The sequence below is a fragment of the Pseudomonas sp. 43(2021) genome (assembly GCF_017490805.1).
In the GTDB taxonomy this organism is placed as follows: domain Bacteria; phylum Pseudomonadota; class Gammaproteobacteria; order Pseudomonadales; family Pseudomonadaceae; genus Aquipseudomonas.
This window is the reverse complement of record NZ_JAFGYJ010000014.1, coordinates 89,741-103,740: the sequence shown is the minus strand read 5'-3', so window position 1 is coordinate 103,740 and position 14,000 is coordinate 89,741. Positions and strand designations below refer to the sequence as shown.

The window sequence follows — 14,000 nt, the reverse complement described above, 5'->3', positions numbered from 1 at the left end:
TGATTATCATCTAGTTGTTCGATGCATCCCCTTGTGGCGTGGCTGTGTGCGTGGCCACCTGCGGCGGTTTGCACTCATTCGGATTGCCCGGTTGCAGGTATGGCATGAGAATCGGCGCCATGCCCTTGAGTACCTGCACCGGCAGCGCCGAGGTGAACTTGAAGGCCTCTGCCGAGCGCCCCGGCACGAATGCGGTCAAGGTGCCGAAGTGGTTGTCACCCAGGAAGAACACGAAGGTGGCGGTACGGTTCAGCGAGCGCGAGCCGATCAGCCGGCCGCCAGCACCAAAGCTTTCGATGCGGTTGTCACCGGTACCGGTCTTGCCGCCCATTACCAATGGCGTGCCGTCCTGCAGCTTGAAGCTGCCGGAAATACGCCGCGCGGTGCCCGCATCCACCACCTGCGACATGGCGCCTTTGAGGGCGCGCGCCACTTCGACCGGCAGAATCCGTACGCCCCGGTCCGGGTCGGTGACCAGCTTGGTCTCGTAAGGCGTGTTGGCCGCAAAGTGCAGGGTGTCGATACGCAAGGTCGGCAGGCGCACGCCGTCGTTCTGGATGATGCCAACCAGTTCGGAGAGGGCGGCAGGGCGGTCGCCCGAGCTGCCGATGGCGGTGGCCAGCGAAGGCACCAGGTGGTCAAACGGATAGCCCACGCGCTTCCAGCGCTGGTGAATGTCGAGGAACGCTTCGATCTCGACCATGGTGCGAATACGGCTGTCACGGGCGCCCTGATGGCGGCTCTTGAACAGCCAGCCGTAGACCTCCTGGCGCTCGAAGCGGCTGGCATTGACCATTTCGGTCAAGGTCGAGCCGGGGTTCTTCAGCAGGTAACCGAGCAGCCACAAGTCCAGCGGGTGGACCTTGGCGATATAGCCCTGGTCGGGCAGGTCGTACTTGCCCGGGCCATAGGCGTCGTACATCTCCGACAGACGGCCATCGGTCAGTTTGCCCAGGACGATCTTGTCGCCCTTGAGGTGGGCGCGGACGAAGGCGTTGAAGGTTTCCTGGCCAGCCTCGGGGAACAGGTAGCGGTGCACGGCCGCCAACCGTTGCGGGGTCACGCGCATGCTGTCGAGGAAGGTGTCCAGGCGCTGCTGCGAGGTCTTGCGCTGGTATTTCTTCCAGAAGCGCATCAGGTAGTTGGTGCCTTCCTTGTCGGCGAAACGGGCCAGGTATTCCTGTCGGCGCGGGTCGGAGTCGTCCTTGAGCAGCGGCACACGGTTATACGGCTGCTGGTAGGTCACGTAGCGCACCAGGTCGCGCATCAGGCGGATGAACGGCAGGTTGATCGATTCGCGCAACGCATCCTTGAGGGTCGGGTTGCGGCTGTTGTCTTCCTTGCGGAAGTTGTTGAACACATGCATGCCGCCGCCGGTGAAGAAGGCTTCGCCGGTGTTGGCCGAATACTTGCGTTCCAGAGCGGCATCGAGCATGGCGTCCAGGCTCTGGTTCTTGCTGTTCTGCGCCAGCCATTCCAGCGACCACTGGCTGATGCGGTCGAGTTCGGCGACTTCGACTTTCTTCAACTCCGCGGCAGGCTTGCCGGCGTACTTGTCGTGCAGCTCGGCGATGATCTCCAGGTAGGTGGTGAGCACCCGCAACTTGGCGGTGGAGCCCAGCTCCAGCTTGCTGCCTTCGTTGATGTCGAAGGGCTGGTCGGTGCTGTCGGTCTGCACCCGCACCCGCGAGCCGTCGGCGGTGCGCTCGAACAAGGTGAAGCTGTAGCTCACCTGGTCGGTGGTCTTGGCAGTGAGCAGGCGTTCGCCGATCAGGCCGATCTGCGCCGCGAATTCGGGGTCGGCAAGGTTTTTAAGGTACTGACTGACCTGCAACTGCAGGTCGGACTGCAGGGTACTGGTGGCCGACACGTCGAGCCGGTCGAGGTCGTACAGCGGGCGGTTGAGCATGGCCGCCAGGCGATTGCGTGCCAGGCTGATGCCCTTGTTGGTGACGATCGGCACGATGGTCGGTTGCGCCACCCAGTCGCGGTATACCGCCTTGCTGGCCAGTGCTGCGTCGGCCAGTGGCTGCTCGATGACCTTGTTGGCGGCCAGTACGCGGATGTGCGCGTCGGTCAGTTCGGCCAGCTCGACCCGGCCCTTGGACAGGTAGTGCGAGGGCCGACGCTGGGCAATCATCAGTGACAGCACCTGGCGCAGGGCCAGGCCGCGCGCGGCCATGCTCTCGGGGTCGCTGGCGGTGGAACTCAGGGCCTGGTTGACCTGGTCGAAGTCGGCGCCATACCACACCCGCAGGCCTTCGGCCATGCCATGCACTTCGCCATGCCCAGGCACTGCCGACAGCGGCACGCTGTTGAGGTAGTCACGCACGATGCGCTGGCGCGCCTCGGTAGTGTCCGGGCCGCCCTGGTAGGCGCGCACGCTGGCGGAAATCATCTGGCGGATCTTCTCGGCGCCGGACACGGTCAGGCCGTCCGGTGAATGGCGGTACTTTTCCAGCTGCGTGGCCAAGGTACTGCCGCCAGCGGACTGGCCGGGCAAGGCCAGGTACTTGGCCACCTGGCTGTAGGCGGCCTTGGCGAAGCGCGGCCAGTCCACGGCCGGGTTGTTACGCGGGTCCTTGGTGTCGAGCAGGTCGCGGTTCTCGATGAACAGCAGGCTGTTGACGATCACCGGCGGGATCGCCGCAAAGTCCGGGTACAGGTGTTGCGGGTAGTTGTACTGGTACAGCATGTCGCCGCGGCAGTCGGTGATCGACAGGCCCGCCTGGATTTTCTCGATATAGGGGGCGAACAGCCCATGATCGACGTAGTTCATCAACGCCGGCGAGAACCTCACCTGCTCGCTGATCAGGTAGTCGCGCTTGAGCAGGCGCGGCAGGAACTCGCCCAGGGCGCTGTAGCCAAGGCGTTTGTCGAACGGCCCCTCACCGGGGTAGACGATGGCATCGCTGGGGCCTGGCTGCAGCGAATAGGTGAGGGTGCTGGCCAGTTTGCTGAATTCCCGCGACTGCAGGTTGGAGGTGCGGAATTCGTCATACGCAGCGAAGCCGATGGCCACCAGCGCCACCAGCAGGATGAGGATGATCAGCCGCCACCATAGCCGACGCTGACGGGGGGATTCGGGTTGTGGCGTCTCGGCCGGAGGTATCTCGGGTGCTTCCGTTCTGCTTGGTTCCGATTGCCACAGTGCGCCCATAGTCTTCTATCCGGCCAGGTATTTTCGTCTTGCTTGTCTGAAGCTTAGACGTTGAGCGGGTGAGGTGAAAATTTTGTAAGAGGTGGAGAAAAGTGGTGTAGGGCTATGCGGCTTTGGTGTGGGTTTCTTCATACGGCGATGTTGCTATGGTGCCGCAGGAAATTTTGCGGGCGCTTTGCGCCTGATCGCAGGCAAGCCAGCTCCCACAGAGCCCGACTTCTTGCCAAATTTCTGCATATTTATAGTGAAAACTCCTACAACGGTCTTCCTATACTGCTTGCCCCCTTCGCCCTGCCGGCCGCTCTATTCCGGTACACGGGCCGGCCCACGAGGCCAGCCCGGCAAGCCAACGCCACGCCTATCGGCCTGGCCGGTGCTGCACGAAGGTCAAATCCAATAACAAAATGAGGTTGTATTGCTATGCCAGTCGGCAACCACCCTGCCCACGGCCAGGCCACTGAAGGCGGCCCGCTCAAACGTGAACTGGGCGAACGGCACATCCGCCTGATGGCGCTGGGCGCCTGTATCGGTGTCGGTCTCTTCCTCGGTTCGGCCAAGGCCATCGAAATGGCCGGCCCCGCCATCATGCTGTCCTACATCATCGGCGGCCTGGCCATTCTGGTGATCATGCGCGCCCTTGGCGAAATGGCCGTGCACAACCCTGTCGCCGGTTCGTTCAGCCGCTATGCCCAGGACTACCTTGGCCCGCTGGCGGGCTTCCTTACCGGTTGGAACTACTGGTTCCTGTGGCTGGTGACCTGCGTTGCCGAAATCACCGCGGTGGCCATCTACATGGGCATCTGGTTCCCCGACGTACCGCGCTGGATCTGGGCCCTGGCGGCGCTGGGCAGCATGGGTGCGGTCAACCTGGTGGCAGTGAAGGCCTTTGGTGAATTCGAGTTCTGGTTCGCCCTGATCAAGATTGTCACCATCATCGCCATGGTCCTTGGCGGCATCGGCATCATTGCCTTTGGCTTCGGCAATGACGGCGTGGCAATGGGTATCTCCAACCTGTGGAGCAATGGCGGCTTCATGCCCAACGGCGTGACCGGCGTGCTGATGTCGCTGCAGATGGTGATGTTCGCCTACCTGGGCGTGGAAATGATCGGCCTGACCGCCGGTGAAGCACGCAACCCGCAAAAGACCATTCCGCAGGCCATCGGCTCGGTGTTCTGGCGCATCCTGCTGTTCTATGTCGGTGCGCTGTTCGTGATCCTGTCGATCTACCCGTGGAACGAGATCGGCAGCCAGGGTAGCCCGTTCGTCATGACCTTCGAGCGCCTCGGCATCAAGACCGCCGCCGGCATCATCAACTTCGTGGTCATCACTGCAGCGCTGTCGTCGTGCAACGGCGGCATCTTCAGCACCGGGCGCATGCTCTACAGCCTGGCGCAGAACGGCCAGGCCCCGGCGACCTTCGCTCGCACCTCGAAGAACGGCGTACCGCGCAATGCGCTGCTGCTGTCGATCGGTGCGCTGCTGCTGGGCGTGCTGGCCAACTACCTGGTGCCGGAGAAGGTCTTCGTCTGGGTTACTTCCATCGCCACCTTCGGCGCGATCTGGACCTGGGTGATGATCCTGCTGGCGCAGCTGAAGTTCCGCGCCGGCCTCACCACTGCCGAGCGCAAGGCACTGAAGTACCGCATGTGGCTGTGGCCGCTGAGCTCGTACCTGGCGCTGGCCTTCCTGGTGCTGGTGGTCGGCCTGATGGCTTACTTCGAGGATACCCGCGTGGCCCTGTACATCGGCCCGGCGTTCCTGGTGCTGCTGACGGTGCTGTACTACGCCTTGCGCCTGGCGCCGAAAGACGCGCAGGGTGTGGCCAGTACTGCTTCCTGATCTGAAATGGCTGGGGCCGCTTTGCGGCCCTTTCGCGACACAAGGCCGCTCCCACAGGAGATCGCGTACTCCTGTGGGAGCGGCCTTGTGTCGCGGTGGGCTGGGTAGCAGCCCCAGGTTCAATCAGGCCGCCACCTCGCTGTGCGGCTCGAAGCTGTCCGCCCGCGCCAGTTGCCACATGCGCGAATAGAACTGCCCGTTCACCTCGCCAGTCAGCAGTTCACCCGGCTTCAGGAACACATGCATCTGCGAGAACAGCTTGATCTCGGTGGCCGAGATGCGCCGCACCAGGTGCTTGGCTTCCAGTTGCGCAGGGTGCTCCAGGCCCGCTGCCGCAAGCATTTCGGCCAGGGCCCGCAAGGTGTTGTGGTGGAAGTTCACCACCCGCTGGGCTTTATCCGGCACCACCAGCGCCCGCTGGCGCAGCGGGTCTTGCGTGGCCACACCGGTCGGGCACTTGTTGGTGTGGCAGCTCTGCGACTGGATACAGCCGATGGCGAACATGAAGCCGCGTGCCGAGTTGGCCCAGTCGGCGCCAATGGCCAGCACGCTGGCAATGTCGAAGGCGCTGACGATCTTGCCGCTGGCGCCCAGCTTGATCTTGTCGCGCAGGTTCAGGCCGACCAGGGTGTTGTGCACGAACAGCAGCCCTTCGCGCAGCGGTACGCCAATGTGGTCGGTGAACTCCACTGGCGCCGCGCCGGTGCCGCCTTCCTTGCCGTCGACGACGATGAAGTCGGGCAGGATGCCGGTTTCCAGCATGGCCTTGGCGATGCCCATGAACTCCCACGGGTGGCCCAGGCAGAATTTGAAGCCCACCGGTTTGCCGCCAGACAGCTCACGCAACCGGGCAATGAACTGCATCATCTCGATGGGGGTGGAGAAGGCGCTGTGGCGCGACGGCGAGATGCAGTCTTCGCCCATCAGCACGCCACGGGTTTCGGCAATTTCCCGGGTTACCTTGTGCTTGGGCAGGATACCGCCATGGCCGGGCTTGGCGCCCTGGCTCATCTTGATCTCGATCATCCGCACCTGCGGGCTGCGCGCCTGGGCGGCGAAGCGTTCGGGGTCGAAGCGCCCATCCGGCGTGCGGCACCCGAAGTAGCCGCTGCCCAGTTCCCAGACCAGGTCGCCGCCGTGCTCGCGGTGATAGGGGCTGATGCTGCCTTCGCCAGTATCATGGTGGAAATTGCCCAGCTTGGCGCCCTGGTTGAGGGCACGGATGGCATTGGCGCTGAGCGAGCCAAAGCTCATCGCCGATATGTTGAAGATCGACGCCGAGTAGGGCTGGCTGCACTGCGGCCCGCCGACGACGACCCGGAAGCTGGCCGGGTCGGCCAATGGCGCCGGACGCATGGAGTGGCCGATGAACTCGAAGCCAGACTCGTACACGTCGATCAGGGTGCCGAAGGGTTTGTCCGAGGCTTCGTTCTTCGCCCGCGCGTACACCAGCGAGCGCTGGGCGCGGGAGAACGGCAGGGCGTCGCTGTCGGCCTCCAGCAGGTACTGGCGGATTTCCGGGCGAATGGCCTCGACCAGGTAGCGGATGTTGCCCAGGATCGGGTAGTTGCGGCGTACTGCGTGGCGTTGCTGCAGCAGGTCGAACAGGCCGATCAGGCTGAGGATGGCAGTGGTCAGGGTGAACGGCCACAACCATTCGTGGTGGGTGAAGGGCAGGCTCGCCAGGGTGAACAGCACACAGGCGGCGAAGAAGGCATAGCGGCTGAGAAGTGACAGGCTCATACAGGGTCCTTGCGATGGCGCGGTCAGGCTCAGGGCCTGGGGCAAACCCCGACCATAGCCAAGTTGCACGGCTGTGCAAATTAAAATCGGGGTAGCGAAAATCATTCTCGCCAAGCCTTGTGCAGGCTATACGGGCCCTATCGCCGGCTTGCCGGCGATAGGGCCCGTACAGCAAAAAACATTCAGATGGTGTCGCGCAGCAGCTTCTGCCGCCAGCTTTCCTGCTCTTGTGCCGGCGCTTCGACCAGGTACGAATAGTGCCCGGCCACCCGCACCGCCACTGGTACCCCGTCGCGATACAACAGGCGGTTGCCACTGACCGCCGGCACTTTCGCCCCCGGTAGCAACGACCCGACCAGGTTCAGCGGGTCACTGGCGCTCACCACTACCAGTGCCCCGTCCAGCTCACGCCGCCGCACCTGCCGCAGCAGCCCCACCGCCTCTGGCAAGGCGAATTGTTCACCGGCCAGCCCGGCAATGAAGCGCCCGCCACGAATCTCGCCACGCGCTTCCAGCCGGTGATAGCAGCGCAGCAGCTCGCGCCACGGCGGCAGCACATCGCTTTCGCGCTCCAGCAGCCGCCAGCACACCACGCCATAGCGCCGTAGCAAGGCACGGGCGATGTGCTCCAGACGCTGGCTGTCGTCTACCGCGCCCGTGCGCAACAAGGCCCAGCGCCCGGCATGGGACATGCTGCTGGACAGCGGCGGGTGGCCGCGTCGGCTGTTGCGTGAAGCGCGTTTCGCCGCCGGGGTGATCAGGCTGCGCAGGCCGGTGAAACTGTCGGCCCCAACCAGGCCTGCACCTACCAGCTCCTGCAAGACCGTCTCCAGTTCGCTGGGCAGCAGGTGGGCATCCTGTGTCAGCTCGTCGAAGAACAGCGCGCCATGTGCATGCAGCACCTCGTGGACGCGTTGCGCCCGTGCGCCGAGGCTATCCAGGGCTGGCACGGGGGCAAGGCTGCGCCACAGGCCAAGGTGCTCGCGCGGCAGCAGCACCAGCGGTGTGCTCGACAAGGTGTTGCTCGACACGGTCGCCGCCAGCCGGCTCCAGGCGAACTGCCCGCTACGGCAGGCATCGTCGAGCCAGTGCGGGCTGTAGTCCTTGATGCGTGCCGGCAGCAGTTCGGCCTCCCAGGCGCCAGCGGCACTCGGGAAGCCTTGCAATTGGCCCAGTACCTCGGCCACCGCTTGCGGGCCGCGCAGGCGTGTGTCGTTGGCCAGGTGCTGCCAGTCGAACAGAAAGCGCATGAAGTCCTGCAGGCTGACCGGCTCGATCTCCCGCCGCAGGCGTTTGACCGTGTAGCGGTGGATACGCGCCAGCAAATGGCGCTCGCACCACTGCAGTTCGCTTGCCCCGGGGCTGAAATGCCCACGCAGCACATAGCCTTCGGTTTCCAGGCGGGCCAGTGCCTGTTCGATGGCCGGCAGCGGTTTGCCAAGTGCTGCCGCAATCTGCGCACGGGTCAGCGGGCCATGGCCGCTCAGGCGGGCTCGCAGCAGTTCGACCAGCGCAATGTCCGGCTCGATGGCCTGATCGAAGCCTGGCAGTACCTGCAACGCAGGTTCCAGCCGGGAGCCGGGATACAGCACCTGCAGCAGGCTCAACCGCTCGCGCGCCAGCCACAGCTTTTCATCCACCAGGCGCAAGGCCCGGCCGGCTTGGGCCAACTGCCTGAGCAGCAGCTCCCAACTGGCATTGTCCTGCACTTCGTCCTGGCTGATGGCACCCAGGCCCATCAACGCCTCATGCATTTCATCGGCATTGCCCGGCTGCGGCCAGGCCTCGGCAGCAACGGCGGCAATGGCATCGGCGTCCAGTGCGCCCAGGGCGTCGCCGCTGTGCAACTCGTTCCAGCGCCGGTTGAGCACCGCCTGAGTGCGCCGTTCTTCCAGCGGCGCATCATCCAGAAAGGCATAGGGACGGGCATTGAGGATGGCCGAAGCCAGCGGCGAAGGGGCGGGCAGGTCGCGGCACAGCAGGCGCACCGTGCCGCTTTCCATGCGCCGCAAAAGCGCCAGCCAGCCTTCGCAGTCCATCGCCTCGTGCAGACAGTCGTCGAGGGTTTGCTCGACCAGCGGATGATCAGGAATCTGCCGTTCGCCGACGATATTCTCCAGGCAGGCGATCTGGTCGGGGAACACGGCGGCAATCAGGTCTTCGCTCTTCATCCGCTGGATCTGTGGCGCCACCTTGCGCCCACCGACAAAGCGCGGCAGGGCCAGGGCCACGCTGGCGTTCCAGCGCCAGCGCACGCCAAACAGCGGCGCATCGAGCAGCGCCTGGACAAGAATCGGCTCGGCGCTGCGGCTATTCAGGTAACGCCACACATCGTCCAGTTCGAAACTGTGGCTGGTGGACAGCGACAGCACGATGGCGTCCTCGCTGGCTGCCGCCTGCAACTCGAAGTTGAAGGTGCGGCAGAAGCGCTTGCGCAGGGCCAGGCCCCAGGCGCGGTTGATGCGGCTGCCGTAGGGCGAATGGATGATCAGCTGGGTCCCGCCGGACTCATCGAAGAAGCGCTCCATCACCAGCGTGTCCTGCGAGGGCAGGGCGCCGAGCACTTCGCGGGTGCGGGCCAGGTAGTCGAGCAACTGGCCGGCGGCGGCTTCGCCCAGGTCGAAGGTGTCCTGCAACCAGGCCAGCACCTCGGCCTGGTTGGCGCTCGCCAGCTGTTGGTCGATCTGTGCCTGCAGCCGGGCCACCGCGGCAGACAGCTCGTTGCTGCGCCCCGGCGCCTCGCCCAGCCAGAATGGAATGGTCGGCGGCAGGCCATGGGCATCCTCCACCCGCACCCGGCCCGGCTCGACGCGCAGGATGCGATAGGAGGCGTTGCCCAGCTGGAAGATGTCGCCGGCGATGCTTTCCACCGCAAAGTCTTCGTTGACGCTGCCGATGTTCAGCGCCTGCGGTTCGAGCAGCACGGCGTAGTCGGCGTTGTCGGGGATGGTGCCGCCGCTGGTCAGAGCGGTCAGCTGGCTGCCACGGCGGCCACGCAGCGTGCCGCTCACCGCATCGCGGTGCAGGTAGGCACTGCGCACGCCCTGGCGACCGTTGAAGCCCTCGGCGAGCATGCGCAGCAGGGCCTGAAAGTGTTGCCGGTCGAGTTCTGCGTAGGGCGTGGCCTGGCGCAGGCAGTCGAACAGCGCCTGTTCGTGCCAGGGCTGGTTGCTGGCTTCGGCAACGATCTGCTGGGCCAGCACATCCAGCGGCGCCCGGGGAAGGTGCAGTTCGTCCAGCTCGCCCCGGCGTATGCAGTCGAGCAGGGCCACGCATTCGATCAGGTCATCGCGCGAGGTCGGGAACAAGCGCCCCTTGGGCACGCCATCGACCTGGTGGCCGGCGCGTCCAACCCGCTGCAGCAAGGCCGCGATCGAGCCTGGCGAAGCGATCTGGCAGACCAGTTCGATGTCGCCGATATCGATGCCCAGTTCCAGCGATGCAGTGGCCACCAGCACCTGCAGCTGGCCGTGTTTCAGGCGTTGTTCCGCCTCCAGGCGCAGCTCCTTGGCCAGGCTGCCATGGTGCGCGGCAACCGCCTCTTTTCCCAGGCGGTCGCTGAGGTGACGGGTGATGCGCTCGGCCAGGCGCCGGGTGTTGACGAACACCAAGGTGGTGCGGTGTTCGCGCGCCAGGGTAGCCAGGCGGTCGTAGACCAGGCCCCAGACATCGGTGGCCATCACTGCACCCAGCGGCACTGGCGGCACCTCGATGGCCAGGTCGCGCTGCCGGGCATGGCCGACATCGACGATGGCGCAGGTGCGGCCGTTGCCGACCAGGAATTGCGCCACCCGCTCGACCGGGCGTTGCGTGGCTGACAGGCCGATACGCCGCAGTGGCTGGTTGCACAGGGCTTGCAGGCGCTCCAGGGTCAATGCCAGGTGGGCGCCGCGCTTGTTGCCGGCCAGGGCATGGATTTCGTCGACGATCACCGTGTGCACGCTGGCCAGGCCTTCACGGCCCGACGCCGAGCCCATCAGCACGTACAGCGATTCGGGTGTGGTCACCAGGATGTGCGGCGCCAGCTTGCGCATGGCGGCACGCTCCTTCTGCGGAGTGTCGCCGGTACGTACGGCCGTAGTGATGCGTGGGGCGTTCAGGCCCTGGTCCGCAAGGGCCTGGCTAATGCCTTCGAGCGGGGCTTGCAGGTTCAGGCGGATATCGTTGGACAGCGCCTTGAGTGGCGAAACGTAGACTACCTGGGTTTGCGCAGGCAGCTCGCCCTGGTGCTCCAGGCCCTGGCGGAACAGTTCGTCGAGCACGGCCAGGAACGCGCTGAGGGTCTTGCCCGAGCCGGTCGGCGCGGCCAGCAGCATCGAATTGCCCGCGTGGATCAACGGCCAGGCCTTGGCCTGGGCATCGGTGACCGTGGCGAAATGGCGACGGAACCAGGTGCGCACAGCAGGGTGAAACAGCTCGAGCACCGGGTGGTGTTTGGCGGGCAGGTTCATGTGTTGGTTATGGCGGGTGTGGGACGGGTTGGCAAGGGGCCGTTCGTCTGGCAGGTCGGCTATATCCTGTGGCGGCCCTTTCGCGGGCATGCCCGCTCCCACAGGTGCTGCGCAGGACTTGTGGGAGCGGGCGTGCCCGCGAAAGGGCCGGCACAGGAAACACTGGCCTTGTCAGGCCAGGACCCCCATGGGATCCTCCCCGGCCATTGTTTCAAGCGAGCCCAGCCCATGCCCAAGACCATCCGCATCGCCGCCGCCCTGCTGATCGACCCCCAGGGCCGCACCTTGCTGGTTCGCAAGCGCGGCACCCAGGCCTTCATGCAACCTGGCGGCAAGATCGATGCTGGCGAATCCCCGCTGGAGGCGCTGGTGCGCGAGCTGCATGAGGAACTGGGCCTGCACCTCGACCCGGCCCAGGCCGTGCACCTGGGCCAGTTCAGCGCCCCGGCCGCCAACGAGCCGGGCTTCGAGGTACAGGCCGAACTGTTCCGTGTCGACAGCGCCGCCGCCGTGCGCCCGGCCGCGGAGATCGAAGAGGTGGTTTGGCTGGCCGCTGACCAGGTACCCGCCATGCACCTGGCTCCCCTGACCCGCGACCTGATCCTGCCGCTGTACCGCCAGGCCGTCAGCGCACCGCGCTGACACCATCGAGGGTGGCGAACGAGGTGTCCTTGGCTGTCAGCAAGAAGTCGCGCATGTACGGCGCATCGAGCATGTCGGTGCGCACGGCGGCGTAAAGCGTGGCGAACAGGCCTTTCTCGCCCAGGCGCTTGCCCTTCACATACCCGCGCGAGCTGTACTCGTGCAGCGCCCAGTGCGGCATGCCGCAAACGCCACGGCCGCTGGCCACCAGTTGCATCATCATCACCGTCAGCTCCGACGTGCGCACGGCGGCCGGCTCGATGTCGGCCGGCTCCAGGAAGCGGGTGAAGATGTCCAGGCGATCGCGCTCCACCGGGTAGGTGATCAGGGTCTGGTCGAGCAGGTCCTGCGGCACGATGTAGGGTTTGCTGGCCAACGGATGCTGGTTGGCCACCGCCAGCATCGCCTCATAGGTGAACAGCGGCACGTAGGTGATGCCCGCCAGGTCCAGCGGGTCGGAGGTCACCACCAGGTCGAGGTCGCCGCGGGCCAGGGCCGGCAGCGGGGCAAAGGCAAAGCCTGAGGCCAGGTCCAGCTCCACTTCCGGCCAGGCATCGCGGAACTGGTCGATGGTCGGCATCAGCCACTGGAAGCAGCTGTGGCATTCGATGGCCATGTGCAGGCGCCCGGCGGTGCCACCGGCCAGGCGCGCGATGTCTCGTTCGGCGCTGCGCAGCAGCGGCAGGGTGGCATCGGCCAGTTGCAGCAGGCGTAGCCCGGCGCTGGTGAAGCGGATCGGCTTGGTCTTGCGTACGAACAGCGGCAGGCCCAGGCGCTCTTCCAGCTCCTTGAACTGGTGCGACAGCGCCGACTGGGTCAGGTGCAGGCGCTCGGCAGCCTCCACCAGGCTGTCGGCCTCGCGCAGGGCATGAAGGGTTTTCAGGTGACGGATCTCCAGCACAGCTGACTCCGGGGTGTGGATTTGAGGAAACAGGGAATGAGTTGAGTTTCCCTCATGTTGCCGCGCCTGTCGACTGGGCGTTCGGTCGCACCGCCTGGCGGGAGTCATCAAACTGTCACTGAACTGTGGCAGCGCGCCCGAACAGAATTCATCAGACTCGCGCTCTACTGGGGATCTGCATTCTGGTGTTTCTTTCATGCGGGCTTTTTGGCTTTTTCTTTTCTGTGTATTCGGCGTACCTGCGAGTTTCGCTGAACAGCGTTGTGACGCCCAGGTGCCGGTGCAGCGGGCCGAGCTGGGGGCGGTCAGCCTGGTGTACCAGAGTGTCGGTGCGCCACGCGACCCTGCCTTGCTGCTGGTGATGGGCCTGGGCGGGCAGCTGATCCACTGGCCGGACGATGTGGTCGAGGCGTTGTGCCGCCAGGGCTTTCGGGTGATCCGCTATGACAACCGCGATGTCGGCCTGTCACGCTGGAGCCAGTTGCCACCGTCGGCCAACCTGACGGTCGAATTGCTGCGCTACAAACTGGGCCTGCCGGTGGTTGCGCCTTATACGCTGACCGACATGGCGGACGATGGTCTGCGCCTGATGGATGCGTTGGGCGTGCGCCAGTTCCACGTGCTGGGGGTGAGCATGGGCGGCATGATTGCCCAGCACCTGGCGGCCATGGCGCCCGAGCGCGTGCGCAGCCTGACGCTGGTCATGTCCAGTTCAGGGGCGGCGGGGTTGCCGGCGCCGGATCCGGCGCTGGTGCAACTGCTGGCCCGGCGCAGCGCGCCGAACCGCGAAGTGGCCATCGAACAGCAGGCCGACCTGCTGGCGGCGCTGGGCAGCCCCGAGGTGCATGACGACCGTGCAGCCTTGCTGCAGCAGGCGGCCGTGGCCTACGACCGGGCGTTCAACCCTGACGGGGCCAAGCGCCAGATCATGGCAATCCTGGCCGAGCCGAGCCGCGTCGAGCTATTGAACCGGTTGAGGGTGCCGACATTGGTGGTGCATGGTACGGCCGACCCATTGCTGCCGGTAATGCATGGCGTGCACCTTGCGGCACATATTCAAGGTAGCCAGTTGCGTTTGATACCGGGGTTGGCGCACCGCTTCCAGGAGCCGTTCAAGGCGCCGCTGCTGGGGGCTGTGTTGCCCTACCTGCAGGCGCATCGGCAGGATGTCACGCATATCGCAGGGCTCTGAATCCGCGTTGGCCTCTTCACGGGTACGGCACAGACCTCAGGCAATGTGAGGAACCTGTGGGAGCGGGTTTAC

7 protein-coding genes are annotated in these 14,000 nt (G+C 65.3%); 3 read left to right on the top strand and 4 right to left on the bottom strand.

Going from position 1 to position 14,000, the window contains the following annotated elements:
* Positions 1–10: 10 nt before the first annotated feature.
* Positions 11–3,160 (bottom strand): transglycosylase domain-containing protein, encoded by a 3,150-nt coding sequence (locus J5M71_RS14235; RefSeq protein ID WP_207832962.1) that lies wholly within the window; start codon positions 3,158–3,160, stop codon positions 11–13.
* A gap of 420 nt (positions 3,161–3,580) precedes the next feature.
* Between J5M71_RS14235 and J5M71_RS14230 the strand changes: the two genes are divergently transcribed.
* A complete protein-coding gene (locus tag J5M71_RS14230) occupies positions 3,581–4,999 on the top strand; it encodes an amino acid permease (protein WP_207832959.1) in 1,419 nt (472 codons plus the stop codon).
* Between the two features lie 123 nt (positions 5,000–5,122).
* On the opposite strand, the gene J5M71_RS14225 is transcribed toward J5M71_RS14230, so the two are convergent.
* The gene (locus J5M71_RS14225; protein ID WP_207832957.1) at positions 5,123–6,742 is read right to left on the bottom strand and encodes an FMN-binding glutamate synthase family protein; all 1,620 of its coding nucleotides are present in this window, start codon (positions 6,740–6,742) and stop codon (positions 5,123–5,125) included.
* Between the two features lie 182 nt (positions 6,743–6,924).
* Complete coding sequence (locus J5M71_RS14220; RefSeq protein ID WP_207832955.1) at positions 6,925–11,193, bottom strand: DEAD/DEAH box helicase; 4,269 nt, start codon at positions 11,191–11,193, stop codon at positions 6,925–6,927.
* Between the two features lie 228 nt (positions 11,194–11,421).
* Between J5M71_RS14220 and J5M71_RS14215 the strand changes: the two genes are divergently transcribed.
* Entirely contained in the window at positions 11,422–11,835 is a 414-nt protein-coding gene (locus J5M71_RS14215; protein WP_207832953.1) for an NUDIX domain-containing protein, read from the top strand.
* Here J5M71_RS14215 and metR read toward each other — a convergent pair.
* A complete protein-coding gene (metR, locus tag J5M71_RS14210; RefSeq protein WP_207832952.1) occupies positions 11,819–12,736 on the bottom strand; it encodes a transcriptional regulator MetR in 918 nt (305 codons plus the stop codon). The two genes, J5M71_RS14215 and metR, sit on opposite strands and share 17 nt — an antisense overlap.
* Before the next feature lie 196 nt (positions 12,737–12,932).
* Here metR and J5M71_RS14205 point away from each other — a divergent pair, with 196 nt between their 5' ends.
* A complete protein-coding gene (locus J5M71_RS14205) occupies positions 12,933–13,928 on the top strand; it encodes an alpha/beta hydrolase (RefSeq protein WP_063913150.1) in 996 nt (331 codons plus the stop codon).
* Positions 13,929–14,000: the final 72 nt, after the last annotated feature.